25 protein-coding genes are annotated in these 26566 nt (G+C 70.0%); 16 read left to right on the top strand and 9 right to left on the bottom strand.

Annotated elements, in window-relative coordinates; all coding sequences use genetic code 11:
* Positions 1-59: 59 nt before the first annotated feature.
* Complete coding sequence (locus LG395_RS01480; RefSeq protein ID WP_225808132.1) at positions 60-2117, bottom strand: SpoIIE family protein phosphatase; 2058 nt, start codon at positions 2115-2117, stop codon at positions 60-62.
* A 253-nt stretch (positions 2118-2370) separates the two neighbouring features.
* Between LG395_RS01480 and LG395_RS01475 the strand changes: the two genes are divergently transcribed.
* From LG395_RS01475 to LG395_RS01460, 4 genes are all read left to right on the top strand, one after another.
* The gene (locus LG395_RS01475; RefSeq protein ID WP_171151475.1) at positions 2371-3198 is read left to right on the top strand and encodes an alpha/beta fold hydrolase; all 828 of its coding nucleotides are present in this window, start codon (positions 2371-2373) and stop codon (positions 3196-3198) included.
* A 196-nt stretch (positions 3199-3394) separates the two neighbouring features.
* Positions 3395-4324 carry an RNA polymerase sigma factor SigJ gene (sigJ, locus tag LG395_RS01470; RefSeq protein WP_225808131.1) on the top strand — a complete coding sequence of 310 codons (930 nt, stop codon included), beginning with the start codon at positions 3395-3397 and terminating at the stop codon, positions 4322-4324.
* 84 nt (positions 4325-4408) lie between these two features.
* Positions 4409-5347, top strand: coding sequence for an NADP-dependent oxidoreductase (locus tag LG395_RS01465; RefSeq protein ID WP_225808130.1), 939 nt, complete (start codon positions 4409-4411; stop codon positions 5345-5347).
* Positions 5344-5826, top strand: coding sequence for a cupin domain-containing protein (locus tag LG395_RS01460; protein ID WP_225808129.1), 483 nt, complete (start codon positions 5344-5346; stop codon positions 5824-5826). Before LG395_RS01465 ends, LG395_RS01460 begins: the two co-directional genes overlap by 4 nt.
* Before the next feature lie 100 nt (positions 5827-5926).
* On the opposite strand, the gene LG395_RS01455 is transcribed toward LG395_RS01460, so the two are convergent.
* The 3 genes from LG395_RS01455 to LG395_RS01445 form a co-directional block, all read right to left on the bottom strand.
* A complete protein-coding gene (locus LG395_RS01455; protein WP_171151467.1) occupies positions 5927-6193 on the bottom strand; it encodes a WhiB family transcriptional regulator in 267 nt (88 codons plus the stop codon).
* A gap of 74 nt (positions 6194-6267) precedes the next feature.
* Positions 6268-6753 carry a DUF1269 domain-containing protein gene (locus LG395_RS01450; RefSeq protein ID WP_225808128.1) on the bottom strand — a complete coding sequence of 162 codons (486 nt, stop codon included), beginning with the start codon at positions 6751-6753 and terminating at the stop codon, positions 6268-6270.
* A 282-nt stretch (positions 6754-7035) separates the two neighbouring features.
* Positions 7036-7386, bottom strand: a complete 351-nt coding sequence (locus LG395_RS01445; protein ID WP_171151463.1) for a UBP-type zinc finger domain-containing protein — start codon at positions 7384-7386, stop codon at positions 7036-7038.
* A 718-nt stretch (positions 7387-8104) separates the two neighbouring features.
* On the opposite strand from LG395_RS01445, the gene LG395_RS01440 reads away from it, so the two are divergent.
* The 5 genes from LG395_RS01440 to LG395_RS01415 all read left to right on the top strand — a co-directional run bounded on the left by LG395_RS01440 (position 8105) and on the right by LG395_RS01415 (position 12874).
* The gene (locus tag LG395_RS01440; RefSeq protein ID WP_225808127.1) at positions 8105-8551 is read left to right on the top strand and encodes a hypothetical protein; all 447 of its coding nucleotides are present in this window, start codon (positions 8105-8107) and stop codon (positions 8549-8551) included.
* A 214-nt stretch (positions 8552-8765) separates the two neighbouring features.
* The gene (locus tag LG395_RS01435; RefSeq protein WP_225808126.1) at positions 8766-9575 is read left to right on the top strand and encodes a DUF5819 family protein; all 810 of its coding nucleotides are present in this window, start codon (positions 8766-8768) and stop codon (positions 9573-9575) included.
* Positions 9576-9714: 139 nt separating this feature from the next.
* Positions 9715-10863 carry an HTTM domain-containing protein gene (locus tag LG395_RS01430; protein ID WP_225808125.1) on the top strand — a complete coding sequence of 383 codons (1149 nt, stop codon included), beginning with the start codon at positions 9715-9717 and terminating at the stop codon, positions 10861-10863.
* Positions 10864-11399: 536 nt separating this feature from the next.
* On the top strand, positions 11400-11888 hold the full coding sequence (locus LG395_RS01420) for a GNAT family N-acetyltransferase (RefSeq protein WP_225808124.1): 489 nt from the start codon (positions 11400-11402) through the stop codon (positions 11886-11888).
* Between the two features lie 641 nt (positions 11889-12529).
* Positions 12530-12874, top strand: a complete 345-nt coding sequence (locus tag LG395_RS01415) for a MerR family transcriptional regulator (RefSeq protein WP_171151453.1) — start codon at positions 12530-12532, stop codon at positions 12872-12874.
* Between the two features lie 26 nt (positions 12875-12900).
* Here the strand turns inward: LG395_RS01415 and LG395_RS01410 are convergent, their stop codons facing one another.
* Both LG395_RS01410 and LG395_RS01405 read right to left on the bottom strand, forming a co-directional pair.
* Positions 12901-14586 (bottom strand): ribonuclease J, encoded by a 1686-nt coding sequence (locus tag LG395_RS01410; RefSeq protein ID WP_225808123.1) that lies wholly within the window; start codon positions 14584-14586, stop codon positions 12901-12903.
* Positions 14587-14819: 233 nt separating this feature from the next.
* Complete coding sequence (locus LG395_RS01405) at positions 14820-15491, bottom strand: hypothetical protein (protein ID WP_225808122.1); 672 nt, start codon at positions 15489-15491, stop codon at positions 14820-14822.
* A gap of 715 nt (positions 15492-16206) precedes the next feature.
* On the opposite strand from LG395_RS01405, the gene LG395_RS01400 reads away from it, so the two are divergent.
* The 3 genes from LG395_RS01400 to LG395_RS01390 are packed head-to-tail and all read left to right on the top strand — an operon-like array spanning position 16207 to position 17214.
* Positions 16207-16533, top strand: coding sequence for a PadR family transcriptional regulator (locus LG395_RS01400; RefSeq protein WP_225808121.1), 327 nt, complete (start codon positions 16207-16209; stop codon positions 16531-16533).
* Positions 16530-16886, top strand: a complete 357-nt coding sequence (locus LG395_RS01395; RefSeq protein ID WP_171151414.1) for a DUF1048 domain-containing protein — start codon at positions 16530-16532, stop codon at positions 16884-16886. The genes LG395_RS01400 and LG395_RS01395 overlap by 4 nt, the downstream gene beginning before the upstream one ends.
* 1 nt (position 16887) lies before the next feature.
* Complete coding sequence (locus tag LG395_RS01390; RefSeq protein ID WP_225808120.1) at positions 16888-17214, top strand: DUF1048 domain-containing protein; 327 nt, start codon at positions 16888-16890, stop codon at positions 17212-17214.
* 259 nt (positions 17215-17473) lie between these two features.
* On the opposite strand, the gene LG395_RS01385 is transcribed toward LG395_RS01390, so the two are convergent.
* The 3 genes from LG395_RS01385 to LG395_RS01375 all read right to left on the bottom strand — a co-directional run bounded on the left by LG395_RS01385 (position 17474) and on the right by LG395_RS01375 (position 21716).
* Positions 17474-19426 (bottom strand): APC family permease, encoded by a 1953-nt coding sequence (locus LG395_RS01385; protein ID WP_225808119.1) that lies wholly within the window; start codon positions 19424-19426, stop codon positions 17474-17476.
* 162 nt (positions 19427-19588) lie between these two features.
* Positions 19589-19792 (bottom strand): hypothetical protein, encoded by a 204-nt coding sequence (locus LG395_RS01380; RefSeq protein ID WP_225808118.1) that lies wholly within the window; start codon positions 19790-19792, stop codon positions 19589-19591.
* A gap of 352 nt (positions 19793-20144) precedes the next feature.
* Positions 20145-21716: a Na+/H+ antiporter gene (locus LG395_RS01375; protein WP_225808117.1), complete on the bottom strand. Its 1572-nt coding sequence runs from the start codon at positions 21714-21716 to the stop codon at positions 20145-20147.
* Positions 21717-21948: 232 nt separating this feature from the next.
* On the opposite strand from LG395_RS01375, the gene LG395_RS01370 reads away from it, so the two are divergent.
* The 4 genes from LG395_RS01370 (at position 21949) to kdpB (ending at position 26565) form a co-directional block, all read left to right on the top strand.
* Positions 21949-22386, top strand: coding sequence for a hypothetical protein (locus LG395_RS01370; protein WP_225808116.1), 438 nt, complete (start codon positions 21949-21951; stop codon positions 22384-22386).
* A 257-nt stretch (positions 22387-22643) separates the two neighbouring features.
* Entirely contained in the window at positions 22644-22733 is a 90-nt protein-coding gene (gene kdpF, locus LG395_RS01365; protein ID WP_171151403.1) for a K(+)-transporting ATPase subunit F, read from the top strand.
* Between the two features lie 8 nt (positions 22734-22741).
* On the top strand, positions 22742-24442 hold the full coding sequence (kdpA, locus tag LG395_RS01360) for a potassium-transporting ATPase subunit KdpA (RefSeq protein WP_225808115.1): 1701 nt from the start codon (positions 22742-22744) through the stop codon (positions 24440-24442).
* A complete protein-coding gene (gene kdpB / locus LG395_RS01355; protein ID WP_225808114.1) occupies positions 24439-26565 on the top strand; it encodes a potassium-transporting ATPase subunit KdpB in 2127 nt (708 codons plus the stop codon). Before kdpA ends, kdpB begins: the two co-directional genes overlap by 4 nt.
* Position 26566 lies beyond the last annotated feature (1 nt).

Below are 26566 nucleotides of genomic sequence, written 5' to 3'. Positions count from 1 at the left end.
TCCGGGCCCCCGCGGTCGCCGCCGCACCGGCGTGAGGCGCGCCGGGCGGGCGGCGTTCCTCAGGCTCCCGCCGGCCCTTGCCGGCCGGCGGCGGGGTGAGTGCGGGCCAGCAGGAGGGTGATGTCGTCGTCCACCGGTCCGTCGGGGACCAGGGCGTCGATGACCGACCCGCACAGCTCGTCAAGACTGGAAACGGGCCCGGCGAGTGCCGTGCGCAACCGCTCCAGTCCACGGTCGACGTCGCGGTCCGTCTCGATCAGGCCGTCGCTGTACAGCCCGACCACGCTCCTCTCCGGCAGGTCCACCTCGATCGCCTCGTACGAACCCAGCCCCACCCCGATGGGCGCGCCCGGGGGTACGTCGGCGAAGTCCACCGATCCGTCGGGGGAGATGATCGCGGGCGGCGGATGGCCGGCACTGGACATGGTGCACCGCCGGGTCGCCGGGTCGTACACGCCGTAGAAGCAGGTGGCTCCGAAGGCCGCCGGTATCGAGCGGCCGTCGTCACAGCGGTCCCGGGCGGCCTCGACGGCGAGTTCGTCCATGAGACGGAGCAACTCGTCCGGCGGCAGTGCCAGCTTGCTCAGCGCACGGGTCGTGGCGCGCAGCCGTCCCATGGTCACCGCCGCGTGGATGCCGTGGCCGACGACGTCCCCCACGACCAGGGCCACGCGGGCGTCGGACAGCCGGATGACGTCGAACCAGTCGCCGCCGACGCCGCCGTGGGTGTCCGCGGGCAGGTAGCGGGTGGCCACCTCGACCGTGCCGCCCCCCGACAAGTGGTGCGGCATCAGGTCGCGTTGTATGGCGAGCGCCGCCGTTCGCCCCCGTGTGAAGCGCAGGGCGTTGTCGATGACCAGTGCGGCGCGGGCCGCGAGTTCCTCCGCGAGGGCGAGGTCCGCCGCGCTGAACGGAACCGGGTTCACGCTGCGCACGAAGACGGCGATGCCGAGCACCGTGCCCCGGGCCTGCAAGGGGACGATCATGAGGGAGTGCATCCCGGTCCGGTGGATGACCCGGGCCCGGTCCGGGTCCTCGTCGAGCCATGTGCCGGGGGAGGTGTCGAGGACGGGCTCGAAGTAGGACCTGCGGTGCTCGAGCACGGTGGTGAACGGGGACGACGGCGGGACGTAGACCGGTGTTCCGCGTGCCCAGAGGGACTCGCGGAGATCGTCGTGGATGGAGGCGGCGGCCGCGCGGTAGAAGCCGGGGATGCCCGAACCGGTGGGCTTGAGGCGCCTCAAGGGCTCCTTGTCCAGCGGCACGGGCTGGACCAGGTCGATGGTGACGTAGTCGGCGAGGTCGGGTACCGCTGTCTCCGCCAGACTCTGACTGGTGACCAACGGGTCCAGATCCGTGCCGATGCGGCTCTTCGCCGCGTTGAGCAGGCACAGTGGCCCGCCGCCCTGCCCGGTGCCGGCCCGGACCGCCACGGAACAGACGCCCAGGGGCCGTTCGTCGGACCCGTCGAGACGGACCAGGTCGACACGGTAGCGACGGCCTGGGGACGGGGTTCCGGCCGCCCACAGTTCGTGCCCGAGGAGCGGTTCGCCGGTGCGCAGGACGCGCGCCATGGCTCGCTCCAGGAACTCCGGGTGACGAGCGCGGACCACGTCGGTGACGTGACCGCCCAGTTCCGGTTCGCTGCCGTAGAGATCCTGATGGTGCACGCTGTCGTTGAACCACACGCAACGCGATTCCCGGTCCCAGAGGGCCAGACTGACCGGCGAGTGGTGGACGAGCGCGTCCAGCGCGGCCGGATCCAGCCCCGGCCGGTCGTACGCACTCGGCCCCCACACGAGCCAGCCCGCGCGGCCGTCGGCGTCGAGAGGAGTGATCCGCAGGTACGCGGTCGCCTCACGGCCGTCGCGGCGGCGGATCCGCGCCCGCCCCGACCAGGGACCGCCGGCGAAGACACGGGGACTTCCCGGGGCGCTCGCCACCAACAGCCTCTCGGCGGGGCGGTGCAGCACTTGGCCGGCCGCGTAGCCCCAGAGGCGTTCGGCGGCCCCGGTCCACACGGACACCGTCATGCCGGCACCGAGCACCGCCAGGACGTCACCCGGTTCCACAGCCCGCCCCCCGGCCGGGGAACTCGCGGCGCGATCCGAGGACATACTGCAACTATGCCGCGCCCGCGCCGTTGACTGCCACGGCAGCGGGAGCGGCGGTCCGCCCCGCGCTCCGGGCCGTCGCGGACGGTCCGGCGCGCTGAAGCGGGGGCTGCCGGGTAGCGTGGGAGCCACGACGTGCTCATCGGCCGCCTTCCGCGCGGAGCCGTCCGTCGTCCCGCGGCGTGACACGGCCCCTGCGGCCCGGGCACCGGACCCTCAGCAGACGCGAACCCCGGACAAGGCTGGAGGGGCGATCATGGCCTTCGCCACCGCCAAGGACGGCACACGGATCTATTTCAAGGACTGGGGGTCGGGCCCACCGGTGGTCTTCTCCCACGGCTGGCCGCTGATCGCGGACGCGTGGGACCCGCAGCTGAAGCTGATGGCGGACAACGGCTTCCGGGCCGTGGCCCACGACCGGCGCGGGGGCGGACGCTCCGACCAGCCCTGGCGGGGCAACGACCTCGACACGTACGCCGACGACCTGGCCGCGGTCATCGAGACCCTCGACCTGCGCGACATCGTCCTGGTCGGTCACTCGACCGGAGGGGGCGAGGTCACGCGCTACATCGGCCGGCACGGAACGGACCGTGTCGCCAAGGCGGTCCTGCTCGGGGCGATCCCCCCGCTGATGCTCAAGACGGAAGCGAACCCCGAGGGGCTGCCGGTCGAGGTCTTCGACGAGATCCGCGACGGCGTGCTGACGGACCGCTCTCAGTACTACGAGGACCTCAGCGCCGCCTTCTACGGCGCCAACCGCGAGGGATCGACCGTCTCGCAGGGGATCCGCGACGAGTTCTGGCTCTGGAGCATGTCCGTGGGCATCAAGGGCGCCCACGACTGCGTCAAGGCGTTCTCCGAGACCGACCTCACCGAGGACCTGAAGAAGTTCGACGTGCCCACGCTGATCATCCACGGTGACGACGACCAGATCGTCCCCATCGTGGCGTCGGCGGAGAAGTCGTCGCGGATCGTCGAGGACGCGACCTTCAAGGTGTACTCGGGTGCTCCGCACGGCCTGTCGATGGTCCCCGAGTTCGCGGAGCGGTTCAACGCCGACCTGCTGGAATTCGTCCGGGGCTGACCGGCCCGCCTGTCCGGATGCGGGTGACTCACGGCCGGACCGAGGCGGCGCCGGGCGCGCGGTGGCAGGCACCGTGGAAGGGGGACGCGGCGTCCGTGCGCAGCGCGGCGACATCGAAAGGTTCACAGGCCATGAGCGAGATCATCGCGGGGACGGGATCCCCGGAGCGGCGGCGGTCGCCGGAACAACCCGCGTCATGACGCCGCTCTGCGACAGCGAGCAGCGCCCCGCGCGGGAGGACCGGCTCGCGGCCGAGTGGGAGCGGCACCGGCCCGCCGTCTTCGGTGTGGCCTACCGGCTGCTCGGGAGTGTGGCCGACGCCGAAGACGTGACCCAGGACGTGTGGCTGCGGGCGGCCGGGGCGGATCTGCGGGACATCGGTGATCTGCGGGCCTGGCTGGTGACCGTGGCCGCGCGACGGTCGTACGACCTCCTCAGGAGCGCCCGCTTCCGCCGGGAGACCTATGTCGGACCGTGGCTGCCGGAGCCGCTGCTGACCGGGGCGGACGCCTCGCAGCCGGTACTCGTCGACGAGTCCGTCGGCGCGGCGATGCTCCTGATCATGGAAGAGCTGCGCCCGCCGGAGCGGGTGGCCTTCGTCCTGCACGACGTCTTCGGCCTGGAGTTCGCCCGGATCGCCGACGTACTGGACGTCTCCGTGCCGGCTGCCCGGCAGCTCGCCTCACGGGCACGACGGCGGGTGGCCGGGGCGAGGCAGTCCACGCCGCGGGCGTCGAAGACCGAACGCGAACGCCTCCTCACGGCCTTCCGCGCCGCCTACGAAGCCGGGGACCTGGCCGGCCTGGTCAGGCTCCTCCATCCGGACGCCGTCTACGTCACCGACGGCGGCGGCAAGGTCTCCGCGGCACGCAAACCCATACACGGCGGCGAGCGCGTCGCCCGGGTCATGGTGCGTACCGGGCGCCGGTGGCACCCGGACCGCATCGACGTCGCCGAGGTCGGCGGCGAACCCGCCCTCGTGCTCCACCGGGAGGGCCGGGTCTACTCCGTCGACACGGTCCAGATCGCGGACGGCCTGATCACCGCGTACCGCAGGGTCATCAACCCGGACAAACTCCAGCGCCTTCGGGCTGTCACACCCGAAGAGGCTGCCTCGTCTCCCTGATGAGAAACGCAAGACGGGCGACGGAGGAACGCGCGAGCCGAACGGGCCGCGCGCGGGTCGTCGCCCCTCTCCGTAAGGACCTTTATGCAAGCCATCACAGTTCGGGACCGTGACGCCGGTGTCGGCGGGATGACCCTGACGGACCTGCCCTACCCGCACGCGGCCGAGAACGACGTCATCGTGCGGGTGCACGCCGCCGGCTTCACCCCCGGAGAGCTGGACTGGCCCGCCACGTGGACCGATCGCGCCGGCCGCGACCGGACGCCGAGCGTGCCCGGGCACGAGCTCTCGGGCGTCGTCGTGGAGCTGGGGTACGGCACCACCGGCCTGAGCGTCGGACAGCGGGTGTTCGGCCTGGCCGACTGGGCCCGCGACGGCACCCTCGCCGAGTACACCGCCGTGGAAGCCCGCAACCTCGCCCCGCTGCCCGCCGGCATCGACCACACCCTGGCCGCGGCGCTGCCGATCTCCGGGCTCACCGCCTGGCAGGGCCTGTTCGACCACGGCCGGCTCACCACGGGCCAGACCGTCCTGATCCACGGCGCCGCGGGCGGAGTCGGCTCGATCGCGGTACAGCTCGCCCGCGAGGCCGGCGCCCGCGTCATCGGCACCGGCCGGTCCTCCGCCCGGGAAAGAGCGCTCGCGCTCGGCGTCGACACCTTCATCGACCTGGAGACCGACAAGCTGGAGGAGGCCGGCGAGGCCGACGTCGTGTTCGACGTGATCGGCGGCGACATCCTCGGCCGCTCGGCCGCCCTGGTCCGCCCCGGTGGCACGCTCGTATCCATCGCCGCGCCGCCCACGACCCGGCCCAAAGACGGGCGGGCGGTCTTCTTCGTCGTCGAACCCGACCGCGCCCGGCTCGGCGACCTCGCCGCGCGGCTCGGGGACGGCCGGCTCAAGCCGGTCGTCGGTGCCGTGCGGCCGCTCGCCGAGGCACCCTCCGCGTTCGCCCCCGGCGCCCACGCCCCGGGCAGGACGATCATCCGCGTCACGGACGACCGAACAGGAGACCGATCATGATCGGCATGCGGATCGCCGGCGGTCTGCTGGCCGCCGCCACGCTGGCCGCGGCCACGGCCTGCTCGACGACCGGCCGGCCCGCCCACGCCGTCAGGCCGACCCCGGCCGCGGCATCCCCTGCGGCCCTGGCGTCGACACGCCCCACCGAAACCCTGAAACCGCTGCTCCAGCAGGCGCTTCCGAACGTGAAGGGCAAGACGTTCACCTCGGCGATCGTCGACTTCCCGCCGGGCGCGCTCGCGAAGCCGCACCGGCACGGCCAGGCGTTCGTCTACGCGTACGTCCTCGACGGCACCGTGCGCAGCAGACTGGGGGACAAGCCCGCCCACACCTATCACCAGGGCGAGAACTGGGTCGAGGAGCCGGGCGCCCACCACGTCCTCACCGAGAACACCAGCCAGACCCGGCGCGCCCGGCTCCTGGTCGTCTTCGTCGCCGACACCGGAGCCAAGCTCAAGGTCGACGACCCGACGTCATGACCCTGCTGCGGAGGACGGGGCGGACCACACGAACGGACCGAGGCCGGGGAGGCCGCGCCGCGGCCGGCCCCGCCCCCTTCCCGACCGGCAGCCGCCCGGTTCAGCTGCCGGGGCCGAGGGCGCGGCGCTGCCGTTCGGTGGCGCCGCCCCAGACGCCGTACGCCTGCCGGGAGTTCTCGGCGAAGGACCGGCAGTCGGACTGCACCGGGCAGCCGCGGCAGACGGCGACGGCGCGCGCCTCCCTGCGTCTGCGGGCACCTCCGCGTTCGCCCGCCGGAGAAAAGAACATCGAACTCTTCATGCCGCGGCAAGCGGCTCGGGCCTGCCACTCCCAGAGACGCAGCAGTGGCTTGGTGGTGGATTTCACGAGATTCCTTCCTCTCTTGCTTGGCGCTGCCACAGTTCCCGCCTGCGGAGGACCGGCCCGCCCCTCGGTGGCGTTCAGCCCTCGAAGACCTCGCGCAGCCGGGCTTCCTGATCCCGGTCGAGGTTCGAGCGGATGAGTTCGGCGTGCTCCGTGGGGAACGCCTCCTTGACCCGGTCGAGCACCTCGTCCTGGGTCAGCAGGAACAACGCGGACGTACCGCGGGTCACTTGCGCCTTCACCGACTCGATGAAGTCGTCGTCGATGCCCACGTCGGTCAGCTTGCCGCCCAGGGCGCCGGCGGCGGCGCCCATGGCGGCGCCGAGCAGCGGCATGAGGAAGATGAGGCCGAAGAGCAGCCCCCAGAAGGAACCGGACAGCGCACCCGCCCCGACCAGATCGGTCAGTTGCCTGGTCCTGGGCTTCCTCGCGTTCTCGGGCCAACTGACGGTGGCGGCGTCCACCACGGTGATCAGTTCCTGCTTCTGCAACCCGAGCAATGTCTGCTCCACCTGCTCCGCACTTTCCGGCGTGTCGAATTTCCAGACCGTCAGCGTGGCCATCGATGAACCTTTCCGTTCGTGGCTGTGCGTACCAGTAAAGGTCCGTTCGCGGCGTTTTCCAGGCCCGGCCGTCCCGGTGTGCGGTGTCAGCACACATCGATGCACGCAGAGGCAGAAACGCCGCCGTTCGCCCGCCTGTTGACGGTGAACGCGGACCCGTGAAGGTCGTGCGTGCACGTTCCCCGGCAGGGCTCGCCGCGTACTCGTCGTCCCACGACCGAAGCGATGCAGCCCGGCACGGCGTGGGTCAGGGGCCTGGCGCGAGGACGGCGGCGGCCAGGGTCAGCCCAGCCGGTCCTGCCAGTCGGCCGGCACGCGTCCCGCGGGTCCGGGAACGGGCTGGTCGGCCGGGTGGCTGTGCGGCGGAGCGAGCCGCGGCCCCGTCTCGTACAAGGTCGACGTGCCGTAGTCCCAGAACCAGTCCTCGCCGGGTTCGAAGCTCTGGATGAACGGGTGACCGCTCGTCCGGGCGTGGGCGGTGGCGTGCTTGGAGGGGGAGTCGTCGCAGCAGCCGATGTGACCGCAGCCGGCGCAGCGCCGCAGGTGGAACCACCAGGCGCCGGTGGCTTCGCACTCCACGCAGCCGGTGCCGCTGGGCGGGACGTCGGGGTCGATGCCGTTGGATGTCGTCACTGTCTCTCCACGGGGTGTGGGGCGGGGCGACCCACGCTATGGCCGCTTCCGCGTCCCCTCTTGCGTGCGTGCGCACGCACTCTTACCACCCCGCGCACAACGAGGAGCACGGGCCGGCCGGGCGGGCCAGGCCGTCTGTTCCCAGTGCGGGGGCTCCGACAGCGCCTGGCAGGCAGGCGCGAGGGGGGGACGGTTGGTCTGCACGTGAGCGGAGCTGAGCGTCGTGCCCCGCGGCGAGCACGCCGCCGAAGAGATCCGCACCCTGCTGCCCGACGGGGTGGACGCGGTCGCCGACACGGCCCACCGGCAACCAGGCCGTCGCTCGGCTACGCGACCTCGTGGAACAGGGCGCGGCCGACGGAGCGCGTCACCCGCTCCCGGTCCGGCGGGTGCCGTTGACCGTCAGGGTGACGCGGCCGGCGGGCGCCACCCCGGCGCCGCTCGCCTCCTGCGGATCGGCGAGGGTCGTCCCGCCCCCCACCGTGACCTGAACGGCTCACATTACATCACCCGACCAACGGCCCAACATTTTCATGGAGGTGCGGTTAGGTCGGGCGGGTGAATCTGCAGAGAATATTAAGGCATGTGGGTTAACTTTCCCCGCGTGTTTATCCAGTCGTGCCGTACCTAAAGGCTGCAAGATCTGCACAGTCCTCTTGCACGCAAAGAGCAAGGCAGTTCTCCGGTGAGAGCTTTTCGAGGCCTCGTTGTAGGGGTCATGACCAGCGCCCTGTCTTTGGGAGGAGTGGCGCTCGCGAACCCGTCCGTCCTTCCCGCGCACCGAGTGATCTCGTCCGTCGGCCACACCCTCGGCTACGGCGGAATCGGTGCGGACCAGGGGAGTGGCTCCTCGTCCCTGAACCTGGACCACAACTGCAAGGGCGGCACCTTCGGGTACTGCACTCAGAACGCGACGTTCAGCCCGACGCTGACGCTGACCGTGATTCCCATCGGCCTCATCGGGGGATCCAACGGCGCGAACAACCCCAACAACGCCAACAACGGCAACAACGGGAACAACGGGAACAACGGCAACAACGGGAACAACGGCAACAACGGGAACAACGGCAACAACGGCAACAACCCCAACAACGCCAACAACCCCAACAACGGGAACAACGGCAACAAGGGGAACAACGGCAACAACGCCAACGGCAATGGCTGACCGGGCCGCCTGAAGCAACACGAGCCCCCTGCATCAGGGCGTCCCCGCTGGTGTGACACCGCTCCCTCGATCAGGTGGGCATGCCGGGCAGAGAACGGGAATCCCGGCGTCGCCCCGACGGGTGACGCCGGGGTGCTCATGGTGTGTGAGGCGCCGGACGCGGTGAATCTCCGCCGGTGCGCAGCCAGCGGGAAAGCGGACCACAAGGACCATCATGGAGAAGTTCATGACAGAAACGGGCGACATCGCGCCGCCCCGAAGCCCCGACACGCCGACGCTTTTCCCCGGGGCGGCCGGTCCGGCGACACGGCGCCCGGAAAGCGGACCCTCCGCGCTTCTCGGCGCGGAGGCCCCCGGCCAGGCATCCCTCGCCGACGGAATAGGGGGAGACGCCGCCACGCGTGTCCGGTCCACGGCATCTCTGGCACTTCTTACGGTCGCCGCCGTCGTTCTGCTCGGCGCGGCGTTGTGGCACCTTTGCATGGTTTTCCTGACCCTCTCACCGGCCAGTTCCGTGACCAACAGATACCAGCAGAAGATCAACGGTTATATCTATCCTGAATTCGGTCAGAACTGGCAGATGTTCGCGCCCAATCCGTTGGCCCAGAACGTGTCGGTCGGTGCGCGGGTCCAGACACTGGGACGCCATGGTGCCCGGCACACGTGGGACTGGGAAAACCTCTCGTTCTCGCATCTCGAAGCGATGAAACACAATCCGGTTCCCAGTCATTTGGATCAGAACGTACTGCGCCGTTCCTGGGACTTCTACACGGAAACGCATGACTTGAAGGAAAAGCCTACGAACGGCATGCGCAGCGCCCTTTCCACTGAATACCTGGAGCGGATCGCACTGCAGCGGTTCGGCCGCCAGTGGCACGGGGAGCGCATCATCCGTGTCCAGCTCGCGAGCCGTACCACTGACGTCGCCCCTCCGAAGTGGACGGGGAAGAAGGCGCCGGACACGACGGCCTACAGGATCCTGCCGTGGTGGCCGGTCGAGGAGAAGTTCTACAAGGAGCTGTGACGTGTACGAGAACCGCAACGCGGCGGCGGTCGCCGTTCCGGCGCCGCAACCTCCCGTAGACGCCGTCACCGCACCCCCGCCCTCATCGGCCGCGAATCCCCAGCCGTCGACAACCGGGCATCCTGCCGTTCGGATCGCCGTGCGCGAACGCGTCATCGCGCGGCTTTCGCGCCTCATGGCCTTCGCCGGCCGCACCCACTCCCCGTACCAGGCCGCTGTCATCCGCATCGGCTACGGCTTCTTCTTCGCCTGTTACCTGCTCCGGGAGTGGCCGAACCGCCGCGTGCTGTTCGGTGACCACAACCCGTGGTCGCTGACCATGAACAGGATGCTTACCGCTGACACCCACGCGTTCACCGTGCTCACCTGGTCGGGTGGCCGGTGGTGGTTCGAACTCGTCTACCACGGGGCGATCGCGGCCGCGGTGCTGCTCATGCTGGGCTGGCGCACCCGCGCCACAGCGGTGTTCTTCCTCGTGGGGGTACTCGCGATCGAGAACCGGAGTCCTTTCGCGGGCGACGCAGGCGACGACATCATCCGGATCATGGCGGTGTACCTGGCCTTCACCCGCTGTGGTCAGGTCTGGTCGCTGGACGCGCGCCGCCGTGGACATCGTGCCGACGGCACACGGCCAGACCGGGGCGGGGTGGCACTGTGGTCCGTGCTCGGCCCCGCGCTGCTGTGGGCTTCGTGTGTTCACTGGGACGGCTGGCTCGGAATCTTCTGGGTCATGTGGAGCCTCCAGGGGCTGTGGTTCGCCCTGGACCGATGGGCCCCCCGTCACGAGACGCGCGCCCTGCTTGATTCCGGCGCCGCCATGCTGCACAACTGCGCGATGCTGGTCATCGCGGCTCAGGTCTGTCTGATCTACGCCTCGGCGGGCCTGTACAAGAGCCAAGGGACGAAGTGGCAGGACGGAAGCGCCGTCTACTACGCGATGCAGCTGGATCTCTTCCGTCCCTGGCCGTGGCTGACCGCTCTCGCCTCGGCGAACATGCTGCTGGTCTTCCTGCTGTGCTACGGCACGGTGATCATGCAGATCTCCTTTCCCTTCACCCTCATGTACCGCAAGGTCAAGAACGTGCTGCTTGCCGTCATGATCCTCGAGCACGTCGGGATCGCGGTCATCCTGGGGATCCCCTTCCTGTCGCTCGCCATGATCGTCAGCGACTCCGTCTTCCTGCCGACAGCCCTTCTGCTCTGGACCGGTGGCCGGATCACCACACTGGTGCGGGGAATCCGCGAGCGCCACGGACGATCGGTGGACGGGTGCCTGCAAGGGGCGTGAGCATCCGAAGAACCCCTCTCACCGTGCCGAGGGCCGGCCCGACGGCTTCCGCTGCTTGTCTACGACGGCGATTGCGGCTTCTGCACCGCCTCGGTACGGCCCATCACCCGTCATGTCAGTTTGCTCACGGTCCCCATCCGGTGGCTCACCCACGGCGTCTACAGGCTGGTCGCCGCCCGGCGCCACCAACTGCCGGGCGGCACAGGCGCGTGCCGTGCGGGCGACCATGCGCACCGGTCAGCGCAGCAGCCGCAGTGACGGCACCCGACCGTTCCCTTCTCCGGGGCCGGACGGCGACCGCGCGTGCCGCGCGATCCTGCCGGCGCTCCACGGTCGGGCCCCAGCGCGCTCCTTGAACACCCCCTTCCACGGCTCCGCAGAGGTCCGGGCCCCATGTGCTGTCGGAGCGCGGCCGGTGCGGCGGCAGCGACTCGGTCGACCGGGGCCTGGGCAGACGGTTCCCGGGAGCAGCGCGGGGCTTCCCCGGCAGCCGACCCGCCGCACGTCGGCACGGCCATGTGCGGCATACTCCCCCGATGAGCCCACGCACATCCCCGATCAGCCAGTCGGTCACGATACGGAGGGCACGTGCGCGGGATGCCAGACGGCTCACGCGGCTCGTGCGTGGCTCGGGCGCCTACCAGGGCAAGTACGCGGCCGCAGTCGCGGGCTACCGGGTCGGGCCTGACTACATCGAGGCCCACCGCGCCTTCGTGGCCGTCGGCGCCGACGAGCAGGGAGGCCGGGTCCTCGGGTTCTACTCGCTCGTCCTCGCCCCACCGGAGCTCGACCTGCTGTTCGTCGCGGACGAAGTGCAAGGACGGGGTATCGGACGGCTGCTCGTCGCGCACATGAAGTCCGAGGCCCGTGCCGCCGGGCTCGACCGTGTCAAGGTCGTGTCGCACGTTCCCGCCGAGGACTTCTACCACCGCGCCGGTGCGGTGCGGACCGGGACCGCACTCGCGAACCCGCCCGCCGTTCCGTGGGACCGTCCCGAATTCGAGTTCCGCATCCCTTCGGAATGACGCGCCGTGCCGGTTCGCACGGCGCCGGCGGCTCCTCCGGCCGACTTCCTCGCCTCACCTGCCGCACCCCCTCCCCGTGGCCCCGCCTCTGGGAGCACTCGGCTCGCTGCGGCGGAAGCCGCACCTGTCTCCGGATGTCCGCGTGAGCGGGCACAGCGCCGGACCGCCATCCGAGTGGTGCTCTTCCGGGAGTGCCTGCGCTAGCAGGTCACGTGTACTCCATGGAGAAAAACTGTCGTGGCGGCAGTAGACATTCCGGCACCGCAGGGTTAGCGTTACTGCGTACCCAGAAGTCGAAGTGGGCACAGCAGACACGAACTGCTGTGCAGGCAGACGAGAAGGAAACGGCCCCAGCGGGGCTGTGAGCAGCACCTGTGGTATCCGCGCAATCGAGAGGTAAGGAGCAGAGCGCCATCAGGATCGCCCGGGCGAGGAAGCAGTCCGCCCGGGTACCGCAAGGCCCCGGATTGGAAGGTGGTCCCCGGTCACGCAGTCGCGATCCCCGCAGCCCCGCCCTCCGAGGCGGTCCCTGCGGAACAAGAAGGCCGGCGCTGTGCGCCGGTAGATGGTGTTGAAAGCTCGGGGCCCGGGTGCCGGTACTGCACCCGGGCCCCCCGACGCGTCCCCGAAAGAAGAGGTCTATGCCGCCTGCCGGTTCCCGTCCCGTCGCCCCTCTCGACGATGACGACTACCCCGCCTACACCATGGGCCGGGCCGCCGAGATGCTCGGCACCACACCCGCCTTCCTCCGGGCCCTCGGCGAACACCGCCTGATCGCCCCGCTGCGCTCCGAGGGCGGACATCGCCGCTACTCCCGCTACCAGCTGCGCATCGCCGCCCGCGCCCGCGAACTCGTCGACCAGGGCACTGCCATAGAGGCCGCCTGCCGCATCGTCATCCTCGAAGACCAGCTCGCGGAGGCCCAGCGCATCAACGAACAACTGCGCGCCGAAGGCGGCCGGCCCGAGGCGACGAGGTCAGCCTGACAGGGACGTCGCAGCCGGGCCGTGGCTCAGGCGTCGATGATGACGGGGATGATGAGGGGCTTGCGGCGGTGGGTGCGGAACGCCCAGTTCGCCACGGCGCGGGCGAGGAGCTGTTCGAGTTGGCGCGCGTCCCCGACGCCTTCCTCGGCCGCGGTGGCCAGAGTCTTCTCGATGACGGGGACGACCGGCTCGAAGGTGGTGTCGTCGTGCACGAAGCCGCGGGCCAGGAAGTCGGGGGCCTCCGCGAGGGCGCCGGTGTCCGCGTCGACGATCGCCACCACCGTGACCACGCCTTCGGCGGCGAGGGTGAGGCGGTCCTTGAGGGACGCTTCGGTGGCGCCGCCGACTTCCATGCCGTCCACGTAGACATTGCCGGCGGGGACCTTGCCGGTGATGGACGCGCGCCCGTCGACGAGGTCGACGACGACGCCGTCCTCGGCGATGACGACCCGGTCGGGGTCGACACCGGTGCGGATGGCGAGGTCGGCGTTGGCCCGCAGGTGGCGCCATTCGCCGTGCACGGGCATGACGTTGCGGGGCTTGACGATGTTGTAGCAGTAGACGAGTTCGCCGGCGCTGGCGTGCCCGGAGACGTGTACCTTGGCGTTGCCCTTGTGGACCACGTGGGCGCCCCACCGGGTGAGTCCGTTGATCACCCGGTAGATGGCGTTCTCGTTGCCGGGGATGAGGGAGCTGGCGAGCAGGACGGTGTCGCCCTTGCCGATGCGGATCACGTGGTCGCGGTTGGCCATCCGTGACAGCGCGGCCATCGGTTCGCCCTGGGAGCCGGTGCACACCAGAGTGATCTTGTGGTCCGGGAGCTTCTCCAACTCCTTCGTGCTCACGACCAGACCGGAGGGGACCTTCAGGTAGCCGAGGTCACGGGCGATGCCCATGTTGCGGACCATGGACCGGCCGACGAAGGCGACCTTGCGGCCGTGCTGGTGGGCGGCGTCCAGGACCTGCTGGATACGGTGCACATGGCTGGCGAAGCTGGAGACGATGACCCGGCGCGGCGCGGTGCGCATCACCTGCTCGATCGCCGGGTTCAGCTCTCGCTCGGAGGTGGTGAAGCCGGGCACTTCGGCGTTGGTGGAGTCGGTGAGGAAAAGGTCCACGCCCTCCTCGCCGAGGCGCGCGAAGGCGCGCAGATCGGTGATGCGGTCGTCGAGAGGGAACTGGTCCATCTTGAAGTCGCCGGTGTGCAGCACCATCCCGGCCCGGGTGCGGATCGCGACCGCGAGGCTGTCGGGGATGGAGTGGTTGACCGCCACGAACTCGCAGTCGAAGGGCCCGAAACCACGCCGGTCGCCCTCCCGCACCCGCACCGTGCGCGGCCGGATGCCGTGTTCCTTGAGCTTGGCCTCCAGGAACGCCAGCGTCAGCTTGGAACCGACGACGGGGATGTCGCGCCGTTCGCGCAGGAGGTACGGCACGCCGCCGATGTGGTCCTCGTGGCCATGGGTGAGGACGATGCCCACGACGTCGTCGAGCCGGTCACGGATCGAGGTGAAGTCCGGCAGGATCACGTCCACACCGGGCTGGGTCTCCTCGGGGAACAGCACGCCGCAGTCGACGATGAGCAGCTTGCCCGCGTGCTCGAAGACGGTCATGTTGCGGCCGATCTCACCCAGGCCGCCCAGGGCGATGACCCGCAGCCCCCCTTCGGCAAGGGGCGGGGCGGCTTTCAGTTCGGGGTGCGGATGACTCATGCTCTGACGGTACCCGGAAAGCCGGGCGGGGTGATCCACCGCCTACGGGATCCGAGCGCCCGACACGACGGCAGGCCCCTGCGGACGCGGCCGGCGGGGGAGTCCGAGCGGGTGCGCTCCGGCTCCGCAGGCGATGCCTGCCTCGCTGATCGCCCGTCGTGCCCCTCGATCCGGGACTCGGCGTCAGCCGCTTGTGTCGGCGGCGTCAGCCGCTTGTGCGGGCGTCGCCGTCATCAGGCGGGTGCCCCTGTCTCCTGCCGCCCGGAGGGGAGCCGTCCCCGTGTTCTTCCAGCAGTTCGAGGAGCGGCATCCGCTCTCCTCTGGTCTTCCTTCGTCAGCTCGACCGGTGCGTTGTTGTAAACGGTGTAGCGACCTGGATCGACGATGTTGGCGGCCCTCAAGCTGAACGTCGGCAAGGGCCGCCATCCCTTGCGGTGGCCGACCCGCACCTGTATCTGGGCCTTGTAGTCACGGGCCTTCGGGAGGAATCCGGAAAACGGTGCCTCGAACTCGAGGAAGAGCTGTTGCGCTTCCCTGCCGGGCACGACGAAACCGGCGGGCAGCTTCGCCTCCTCGTCCGGCCCCGGTTGGAGCCGGGACGGGGAGGACACCCACAGGAGCGGCAGATGAGAGGCGGGCTCATCGGGGAAGGTCAGGATGAGGTCCTGCACGACGATCGGCTTGGGACCGGTGTTGTGCAGGACGAGCGGCAGTCGTAGGCGTGCGGTGGAACCGTGGACGATCGCCGCGAAGGAATGAGGTTCCCACGCCTTCAGGCGTCCCTGTCGGGCGTTGAGCCACCAGAACGACGCGACGGTGAAGAACAGCGCGCAGACTGACACCACACTGGCGCCGGTAAGCGAGGAGGACGCGATCTGATCCGCCGCGACCTTCAGCGGAACCACAGAGCCAGTCCGCCAGCCCCGCCGTGGGCCCGCTCACAGGACGGGCGGCCGCCGACAGTCTCCCGGAGCGGGTCCAAGGCCGGCGAGGACTACGGGATACCAGACGACCAGGGCCGCGCATGTCACCGCCGGGAGAAGCTTGGTCAGCCCGTCGCCCTTGCGTACGTGCGCCGTCACGGCACCGGCGAGCAGCGCCGGCAGCCCGGTACCGGCCAGGGCGCCGCACAGCGGTACGGACCGGGCCGAGGGCCACGCCGATGGCGCCCGCCGGCTCCGGGCCGCCGATGACCCGGTGGGCCGCGGTGGTGCAGCCGGCGTGGGCGGCCGGCGCGGGCATCGGACCCAGGGCCAGGATCCCGGCCGCGCCCAGCAGGGCGAAGACCGGCGCGATGAGACGGGTCGGCGAGACGGAAGAGAATCACGAGGTGCCTTCGGGGGTGCGGGGGCGGCGGGCCCGGCGGCGTTCGGCTCCCAGGCCGGCGAAGTAGGCGATCAGACCGGGGTCGTCGACCGCCGAGGGGTTGAGGACCTGCTCGGCGGGCGCGCCCTGGAGGAGGCGCTTGACCCCCGCTGAGAGGGCACCGGGACGCCAGTCGTTGTCAGGTTCAGGGCATCGACGTCAACGGCCCGCCCTTCGGCCCCTTCCGCTACTTGGTGATACGGTATAGCGGTATTTGGTATCACGCAGTACCGGCAGGGCTGAGGAGCACCCGCGATGGACGACCTGACGGAGATGCTGAAGGGCACGCTCGAAGGGTGCGTGCTCGAAATCATCGGCAGTGAGGAAACCTACGGGTACGCCATCACCCGCCGGCTGAACGAGCTCGGCTTCACCGATGTCATCGAGGGCACGGTGTACACCATTTTGCTGCGGCTGGAGAGGAACGGGCTCGTCCAGGTGACGAAACGGCCGTCCGGAGTCGGCCCGCCGCGCAAGTTCTACGCGCTCAACGACGCCGGACGCGAGGAACTCGCGAAGTTCTGGACGAAGTGGCAGTACCTCTCATCACGCATCAACAGGCTAAAGGAAGGCGGGAGATGAACTTCTGGGAGAAGGTCACAGGCAGCGATCTCACCAGGGAATGGAAGGCGTTCGAAGCCCGGGCCGAGGCCCTTCCCGACGACTACCGGGCGGCGTGGGGGCAGATCACCGCCCACCTCTTTCCCTACGGGGACTTCACCGGCCGCAACCTGACGCCGATCCTCGACTCCGCCCTGGGGCTGCTCGAAGTGTCGGCAGCGGACGGGCAGAGCGTCCACGAGGTGCTCGGTGACGACATCCAGGCCTTCTGCGCGGCGCTGGCCGGCGGAGCAGGGGCCCGGACGTATCGCGACCGGTGGCGCGAGCAGCTGAACAGGAACGTCGCGAGGAAACTGAGCCGGCTGGGAGGCTGACGTGAGCATCCAGGACATCATCGAAGGCAAGAAACAGTGGCGGGCGCACCTGGCCCGGGTCAAGGCACTCCCGCCGGACTACCAGATCGTCTACAAGGAGTTGCAGAAGTACCTGTTCAAGGTCGGACCGGTCAGCCTGTCCGACGGAACCCTCCTCCCCGGCATCGTCGACTTCTTCGAGGAGGGCGTCGGCGCGGGCAAGGGAGTGCTGGAACTCATCGGCACCGACGTCGCCGCGTTCTGCGACGGCCTGATCAAGGACTGCCCCACCTACGCGGATGCCTACCAGGAATCCATCAGCGGGGAACCCGGCACGGCCGGGAAGTGACAGCCGCCGGACCGGTTGGCGGCGCGGAGCCGGCGGGCGTGCTTGTCGGTCCGGGCGATGTCGGCGCAGGCGGGCATGGGGTGATCGAGGCGGGGGAGGGCCGGTGGCCCGTGCGGTGGCGGAGCGCGGTGTCGGCTTCGCAGACAATGGCATCGACGCCAGGCAGGCGTACCGGGTCCGGCGACCGTTGCCTACGGGGTCTTGGCGACATGTGGCTCCATGGTGACGCGGTTCCTACACGGCCGCCGGAGCCGAGCCCTCAGCCGGTGTGGACGCGGGGGCGGCGGGCGCGGTCGGGCTCCGCCTCGCGCAGGACCTCCCGGGTCACGGGAGCGACCTCGCCCTGCCCGAAGAGGAAGAAGCGCAGGAAGTTGGCGAACGGGTTGCCCTCGGTCCATTCGAAGTACATGTGCGGGGTGCAGCGGGTGGTGTCGCGGACGTGGAGGAGAAGGGCTGCGAGGGCATTGGGGATGGAGGTGGACTCCATCGTCAGGACCCGGTAGCGGTCGTGCAGGACCTCGCCGTGCACGGTCAGGCCCGCCTCGAACTCGGACGGGTCGGTGACCGTGACCTCGACGAAGACGAAGTCCTCCTGCTGGGGCAAATCGTTGTCGGCGCGGATCTGCTCGATCTTGTCACGGTACTCGGCCTTGTCCCGCAGCCCCGGTTTGTTGGCGAGGAACCGTACCTTGCGACTGGCGATGTCCCGGATGAATCGTTCCGCCATCGGATCGAGGGTCACGCTGGTCACGCGCAGCTCGAAGGCGCGGGCGAGCCGGGAGAGGAACGAGACCAGCATGATGCCGACGATGAAGCAGACGCCGATCTTCACGCCGTCCGGGCGTTCGATGACGTTGGCGACGGTCACGTAGAGCAGGACCGCCGCCACGGTGGCGAAGCCGATGGTCCAGCCGCGCTGCGCGGCCCTGCGCGCGGCGATGGTCACCGCGATCGCCGCGGAGGACATCAGGACCAGGACGCCGGTGGCGTAGGCGCCGCCCTGCTTGTCGACGTTGGCGTCGAAGATCCAGGTGACCAGGAAGGCGATGAGCGTGAAGACGATGACCATGGGGCGCACGGCGCGGGCCCAGTGCGGGGCCATGCCGTAGCGGGGCAGGTAGCGCGGCATCAGGTTCAGCAGGCCGGCCATGGCGGACGCGCCCGCGAACCACAGGATGGCGATGGTGGAGAGGTCGTAGACGGTGCCGAAGGTGTTGCCCAGGTACTCGTGGGCGAGGTAGGCGAGTGCACGCCCGTTGGCCTGTCCGCCGGTCTTGAACTCGTTCGCCGGGATGAGCACCGTCGTGATGAAGCTCGTCGTGATCAGGAAGGCGCTCATGACGAGGGCGGCCGTGGTGAGCAGCTTCTTGGTGTCCCGGATCCGGCCCGTCGGCCTCTCCTCGGTGTCGCCGGGGTCGCCCTGGACGTGCGGCATGACGGCGACGCCGGTCTCGAAGCCGGAGAGGCCGAGGGCGAGCTTGGGGAAGACCAGCAGGGAGACGCCGATCATGGCGAAGACGTTGCCGTGCTGGGTGGTCAGGGCGCCGGCCCAGTCGGTGATCACGTGCTCGGCGGTGAACACGTGCCGCAGTCCGGCCACCACGACCACGGCGTTCAGGGCGAGATAGACCGCCACCAGGGCGAACGCGACACCGATCGCCTCCAGGAAGCCCTTGAGGAACACCGCGCCCAGGAGGGCCACCAGCAACAGGGTGATGATCATCTGCTGCCCGTGCAGCGCGTGGGTCAGGTGCGGGTTCTCGATGAGGTGGGTGGAGGCGTCCGCCGCCGACAGGGTGATGGTGATCAGGAAGTCGGTGGCGGCGAAGCCCAGCAGGGTCAGGACGAACAGCTTGCCCTTCCAGAAGGACAGCAGCCGCTCCAGCATGGCGATCGAACCCTCGCCGTGGGGGCTTTCCTCGGCCACCCTGCGGTACACCGGGAGGGCGCCCGCCAGTGTGACGAGGACGAGGACGAGGGTGGCGACAGGGGAGAGCAGGCCGGCCGCGAGGGCGGCGATGCCGGGCTGGTAGCCGAGGGTGGAGAAGTAGTCGACACCGGTCAGGCACATCACCCGGTACCAGCGCTGGCCCTTGTGGGGTGCCTCCGCGTGGGCGTAAGGCCCCTGCTGGTGCCCCGCCATGTCGGACAGGCCCTCCAGCATCCACGTCCGCAGTCGGCTCGGCGGCGGGTGTTCGGTGGTGGCAGCCATCGTCGTGCTCTCCTGATGTGCGGCTCAGCGTGGGGTTCCGGCCATCACACGGACGGGGGCACCAGCGTAAGCAGGAGGTGCTCCACAGGCGCACGGGCGAATGCTCTGAACGCGTCAAGACGGCGTTAAGGCCCGTTGGCATGGCGGCGCACGCGCGGGGAGTCAGTCCCGGACAACCAGTGTCGTGTCGTACGACGTCTCCTCGCCACCTCGCAGCCAGGTGATGTGCAGCCGCAGGCTGCTCGCGTCCCGGTGCGGGGCCGGATGCCCGCTGAGGCTGCCGTCGGTGCGGGTGCCGTCCGGACGGGTACCGGAGGCGCCGCCGCGGTCCTCGTACCCGTTGCCGAGGCCATCCACCGCGCCCACTTCACATCCTCGGTGCGGGAGGGCCGCTCGGCGGTGAGCGACCTGCTGGCCTGGACGGGCTGCCCGCTCCTCGCGGCCACGGCGCTCACCGCGCCGGGGTGGCGACTGCGGCCGGCCGGGTTCCGCTGAGCGGGCAGTCCCCGGTCGGCTGGGTCCGGGAGGTCCGGACGGCCGCGACCGCCGGGATCCCGGCGAGCGTCCGGAAGCCCCAGGGCCAGGCCGGGCAGCCCGTCGGGCGGCTCGCTGCACGCCTCCATCAGCCGCGCGACGTCCCCGACGTCCGCACGTGATCGCGAGCAGGGCGAGCACCGGCGCCGGCCGGATCCGCTCGGAACGGACCGGCCAGTTCCCCTCAGCCGTCCGCCAGTCGTGTCTCTTCCAGGTCCAGGGACCGCTGGAGGCGGCGGCGGGTGGTGTCGCTGATGCGGTGGGTGTCGTACAGGTTCTGCAGCTCCGACGTCTCCACGGCGATCAGGTCGCGGCGCAGCCGGCGGTAGACGAGGTCGGCCGAGTCGGTGGCTGCGGCGGTGCCGTCGCTCTCGGCGAGGCGGTCGCGGGCGTCCTCCAGCCGGGCGTTCAGTCCGCGTCGCAGCCGGTCGAGGACGATGTCCGGTACGGCCTCCAGTTCGGCGAGTTCCTCCAGGCGCGCCAGGCCGGCGTGGGCCAGGTGGGAGCGGGCCTCTGTCTCCTCGCGTTCGGTGTGGGCGGGCTCGAGGGCGATGCCTGAGGCGCGGACGACCGGAGCGAGGGTGAAGCCCTGTCCGACGAGGGTGACGACCACGACCGAGGTGGTCAGGACCAGGACCAGCGGTCGGTCGGTGAGAGGGGTGCCATTCCTGGCGAGCTCGGGGATCGACAGGGCGGCTGCCAGCGGCATCACCCCGCGCGTCCCGGCCCAGGTCAGCACCATCGGCACCCGCCAGTTCATGCGGTGGAAGCCGCCCCTGCGCTGGACGACCGCCGACAGCGGCGCGATCCACAGAAGGCGAACGGTGATGAGGGTCGCGGCGACGGCGAGTGCGTACAGCGGCCAGGCCCGGTCGCCGGCCAGGGCCCGCACCTCGCCGGGCAGCGCCAGCCCGATCAGCGAGAAGACCACGCTCTCCAGCAGGAACACCACCGTGCCGTAGACGGCGTGCAGCTGGAGCCTGATGCGGGCGTTGGTGAGCCGGTCGCCCCGGCCGCCGAGGATCACCCCGGCCACCACGCAGGACGTCACCCCGGAGGTGTGCGCGGCCTCCGCGAGGAGGTAGGAGGCGTAGGGGGTGACCAGCGCGATCACCGTCTCCAGAACCGGGTCCTCGGTGCGGCGCCGGATCAGCATGATCACTCCGGCCACCGCCGCCCCGATCACCGTGCCGCCGCCGGCCAGCACCAGGAACCGGCCGCCCGCCGCTCCCCAGTTCGCCGCCGTCGAGGCGACCGCGATGCCTGCCGCGACCCGGACCAGCACCAGCGAGGTGGCGTCGTTGAAAAGGCTCTCCGCCTGTACGAGGACCTGCACCTTCGGCGGCAGGGCGAGCCTGCGGCCGAGCGCGGTCACGGCCACCGGGTCGGTGCTGGCCAGTACCGCGCCCAGCACGAACGCCATCTGCCAGGACAGCGGGGTGACCAGGGCGGCCACCGCGGCGACGGCCGCGGCCGACGCGAGGACCAGCCCTATCGCGAGGATCCCGACCGGTTTCCACACCGCGCGCAGCTCCCGCCAGGGCATGTCCTCGGCGCTCGCGTACAGCAGCGGCGGGAGCACGACGAGGCCGATGATCTGGGGGTTGATCTCGATCTGGGGGGTGCCCGGCAGCAGCGCCACCGCGAGGCCGGCGACGACCAGCAGGGAGGGGGCGGGGATGCGCCAGCGGCGGGCGAAGGTCGCCACCACGGTGGCCAGGACGACCAACGCGAGTACCGTGCCGACGCTCCGCATGCCGTCTCCCTGGGCTGAGAAGGGAGCCACCCCGGCTCCCCTGCCGACCAGACTTCCCGGCACACCGCCTTCACCCTATCGGGCCAGGTCACGCCAAGACAGTGTCAAGGTCACCGGGATCGACGCCAAGGAAGCGCTGAGACGCGCCCCGGACAGCCCCCGGAAGAGCTTCCTTGAAGCAGCCCCCTCGCGAAGGGGGAAGTTGATCCACTGAGCGAGCGCGTCGGCAGCGATGAGTGGCGTACGGCCCGGACGGCTGAAGGTCTACGTCGGGGCAGCCCCGGGGGTCGGCAAGACCTACCGGATGCTCGACGGGGGGCGGCGCCGTGCCGCCCGCGGGGCGGACGTCCGCGCGGTGACCGTGTGCTACCCGGAACCCGGGGACCGGGCCCAGCTGCACGCCCTGGAGCGCGCCTGGGCGCAGTGGGACCCGGGGGTGGAGCTGGTGCGGCCGGCGTGCGAGCGGCGCAGACTGGGCCGCCTCATCGCCGCGTACGTCCGTGAGGTGGCCGCGGCCGAACCCGGCACCCGGGTCACCGTGCCGATTCCGGAGGCGGAGCCGGAGCGGCTGTGGCAGCGGCTGCTGCAAAACCAGCGGGGCGCGGTCGTGGCGCACGCCGTGCGGCGGGAGACGGACGCGGTGATCGGCCGGCTTCGCTTCCGGCTGTGACCCAGGTCACCGGCTGTCACACCTGCCTGTCGACCGGTACGGGGCGGGTGGCCGTAAGAGTCGCGTCAAAGGCACCGCGACGGCCGTATGAGGGCCGTCAACGAGCGACCGGATCAGGCCGGAGAGGCGCTTTCCTCTAAACGTCCGTTGAACCGAACCTCACTCCAGGAGTCAGCGATGGCCGATCTGGCCTTCGTGGTCACCGTGCTCGCCGGTTTCGTGCTGGTGGCCCTCGTCGCCAAGGGGGTGACGAAGCTGTGAGCGTCGAAAACATCGTCGGCCTGATCGTGGCCGTCGCCCTGCTGGGCTATCTCGTCCTCGCCCTGATCTTTCCGGAGAGGTTCTGAGAACAGACATGAGTCCCGCACTCGCCGGCGTGCTCCAGTTGCTCGCCCTGATCGGCGCGTTGGCACTCGCCTACGTTCCCGTCGGCACCTACATGGCCAAGGTCTACGACTCGCGCAAGCACCTGCGCGTCGAGAAGTGGATCTACAAGGCCATCGGTGCCGACCCTGACACCGAGATGACCTGGCCCGCGTACCTGCGCGGTGTGCTGGCCTTCTCGGCCGTCAGTGTCCTCTTCCTCTACCTGCTGCAGCGGCTGCAGGGCCTGCTGCCCGGCTCGATGCACTTCTCGTCGGTCAACCCCGCGCAGTCGTTCAACACAGCCGTGTCGTTCGTGACGAACACCAACTGGCAGTCGTACTACGGCGAGCAGACCATGGGTCACGTCGTGCAGACCGCCGGGCTGGCCGTGCAGAACTTCGTCTCGGCGGCCGTGGGCATGGCCGTCGCCGTGGCGCTGGTGCGTGGCTTCGCCCGCCCCCACGCTCGGCTTCGCTCGCACGGGGGGACCTCCATGCGCACCGGTGAGCTGGGCAACTTCTGGGCCGACCTGGTGCGCGGCACGCTGCGGATCCTGGTGCCGGGCGCCGCGGTCGCCGCCGTGATCCTGGTGGCGTGTGGTGCGATCCAGAACTTCTCCGGCATCCACGAGGTCGGCCAGTTCATGGGCGGCTCGCAGCAGTGGAACGGCGGCGCGGTCGCCTCCCAGGAGGCCATCAAGGAGCTGGGCACGAACGGCGGCGGCTACTTCAACGCCAACTCCGCTTACCCGTTCGAGAACCCGACGCCTTTCACCAACCTCCTCGAGATCTTCCTGATCCTCGTCATCCCGTTCTCGCTGACCCGCACGTTCGGTGTGATGGTCGGCAGTGTGAAGCAGGGCTACGCGATCCTCGCGACGATGTTCACCATCTGGCTGGGCTTCGTCGCCCTGATGATGTGGACGGAGTTCGCCCACCACGGAGCGGCGCTGCAGGCCGCGGGCGGGGCGATGGAGGGCAAGGAGGTCCGCTTCGGTATCGGCGGCTCCTCGATCTTCGCCGTCTCCACGACGCTGACGTCGACCGGTGCGGTGGACTCCTTCCACTCCTCCTTCACCGGGCTCGGCGGCGGCATCACGATGCTGAGCATGATGCTGGGCGAGATCGCGCCCGGTGGTACCGGTTCCGGCCTCTACGGCATCCTGATCATGGCCGTGATCGCGGTGTTCATCGCCGGCCTGATGGTGGGACGCACCCCCGAGTATCTGGGCAAGAAGATCGGCGGCCGGGAGATGAAGCTCGCCGCCTGCTACATCCTGATCACCCCCGCCCTGGTGCTGGTGTTCACGGCCGCGTCGATGGCACTGCCGACCCCGCCGCACTCCATGCTCAACACCGGCGCGCACGGCTTCTCCGAGGTGTTGTACGCGTTCACCTCCGCGGCCAACAACAACGGCTCGGCCTTCGCCGGCCTGAACGCGAACACCGACTGGTACAACACCATGACCGGGCTCGCCATGCTGTTCGGCCGCTTCCTGCCCATGGTCTTCGTCCTGGCGCTGGCCGGCTCCCTCGCCGGACAGAAGCCGGTGCCGGTCACCGCGGGCACCCTGCGCACCGAGAAACCGCTGTTCACCAGCCTGCTGGTCGGCGCGATCCTGATCATCACCGGTCTCACGTACTTCCCGGCCCTCGCGCTGGGCCCGCTGGCCGAGGGGCTGGCGTCATGAGCACCGACACCCACAAGCACGAGGACTCCATGTCCACTCCCACCCTTGCGCCCCACCGGGACGCGCCGACCGGGCACAAGCCCGCCGAAAGCCGTGTCGGAGCGGGCCTCTTCGACCCCAAGCAGCTTCTCAGGTCACTGCCGGAGGCCCTCCGTAAGCTCGACCCCCGGGTGATGGCCAAGTCCCCGGTGATGTTCGTGGTGTGGATCGGTTCCGTGCTGACCACCGTCTTCTCCTTCCAGCACGCGGGCGACTGGTTCGGCTGGACGATCAGCGCCTGGCTCTGGCTGACCGTGGTCTTCGCCAATCTGGCGGAGGCGGTCGCCGAGGGCCGCGGCAAGGCGCAGGCCGACACCCTGCGCAAGGCGAAGACCGACACCGTCGCCCGCCGCCTGGTGAACGGCTTCGAGGAGCAGGTCCCGGGCACCGCGCTGACGATCGGCGATCTGGTGGTCTGCGAGGCCGGCGACATCATTCCCGGTGACGGTGACGTGATCGAGGGCGTCGCCTCGGTGGACGAGTCGGCGATCACCGGTGAGTCCGCTCCGGTCATCCGCGAGTCCGGCGGCGACCGCAGCGCGGTGACCGGCGGCACGAAGGTCCTCTCCGACCGCATCGTCATCAAGATCACGACGAAGCCCGGCGAGACCTTCATCGACCGGATGATCAATCTGGTCGAGGGCGCCGCCCGGCAGAAGACGCCCAACGAGATCGCCCTCAACATCCTCCTGGCGTCACTGACGATCGTCTTCCTGCTCGCGTGCGCCACACTGCCGCCGTTCGCCGACTACGCGGGCACCCACCTGACGTTGGTCGTGCTGGTCGCCCTGCTGGTCTGTCTGATCCCGACCACCATCGGCGCGCTGCTCTCCGCGATCGGCATCGCGGGCATGGACCGCCTCGTCCAGCGCAACGTACTGGCCATGTCCGGGCGTGCGGTCGAGGCCGCCGGTGACGTCTCCACCCTGCTGCTGGACAAGACCGGCACCATCACGCTCGGCAACCGTCAGGCCGCCGGGTTCGTTCCGGTGACCGGCACCACGGAGGCGGAGGTGGCCGACGCGGCCCAGCTGTCGTCGCTGGCGGACGAGACGCCCGAGGGCCGCTCCATCGTCGTGCTGGCGAAGGAGAGGTACGGACTGCGCGAACGCCACCAGGGCGAGCTGGCGCACGCCGAATGGATCGCCTTCACCGCCCAGACGCGCATGTCGGGTGTGGATGTGGACGGTCGCAGGATCCGCAAGGGCGCCACCGCCTCGGTCATCGCCTGGGTGAAGGGGCACGGCGGCACGGTAGCTGCGGACGCCGACGTGATCGCCGACCGCATCTCCGAGGCGGGAGGCACCCCGCTGCTCGTCGCGGTCGACGACGAGCGGGGCGCCCGCGTCCTCGGCGTCATCCACCTGAAGGACGTCGTCAAGGACGGCATGCGCGAGCGGTTCGAGGAACTGCGCCGCATGGGCATCAAGACCGTCATGATCACGGGTGACAACCCGCTGACCGCCAAGGCGATCGCCGAGGAGGCGGGCGTCGACGACTTCCTCGCCGAGGCCACTCCCGAGGACAAGATGGCCCTCATCAAGCGGGAGCAGGCCGGCGGCAAGCTGGTCGCGATGACCGGCGACGGCACCAACGACGCGCCCGCGCTGGCGCAGGCGGACGTCGGCGTGGCCATGAACACCGGTACGTCGGCCGCCAAGGAGGCCGGCAACATGGTCGACCTCGACTCCAACCCGACCAAGCTCATCGAGATCGTCGAGATCGGCAAACAACTCCTCATCACCCGCGGCGCGCTGACGACGTTCTCCATCGCCAACGACGTCGCGAAGTACTTCGCGATCATCCCCGCGCTGTTCGCGGCGGTCTACCCCGGCCTGGACAAGCTGAACATCATGCGGCTGTCCTCGCCCGACTCCGCGATCCTCTCGGCCGTCGTCTTCAACGCGCTGATCATCATCGCGCTGGTGCCCCTGTCCCTGAAGGGCGTGCGGTACCGGCCGATGAGCGCGGACAAGATGCTGCGCCGCAACCTCGGGATCTACGGCCTCGGCGGCCTGATCGCCCCGTTCGTCGGCATCAAGCTCATCGACCTGCTCATCTCCCTCATCCCCGGAATCGGCTGAT

Source organism: Streptomyces spinosus (assembly GCF_020400655.1).
GTDB lineage: Bacteria > Actinomycetota > Actinomycetes > Streptomycetales > Streptomycetaceae > Streptomyces > Streptomyces argyrophylli.
The sequence above is the reverse complement of the archived record's forward strand: the minus strand, read 5'-3'. Positions and strand labels throughout refer to the sequence as shown.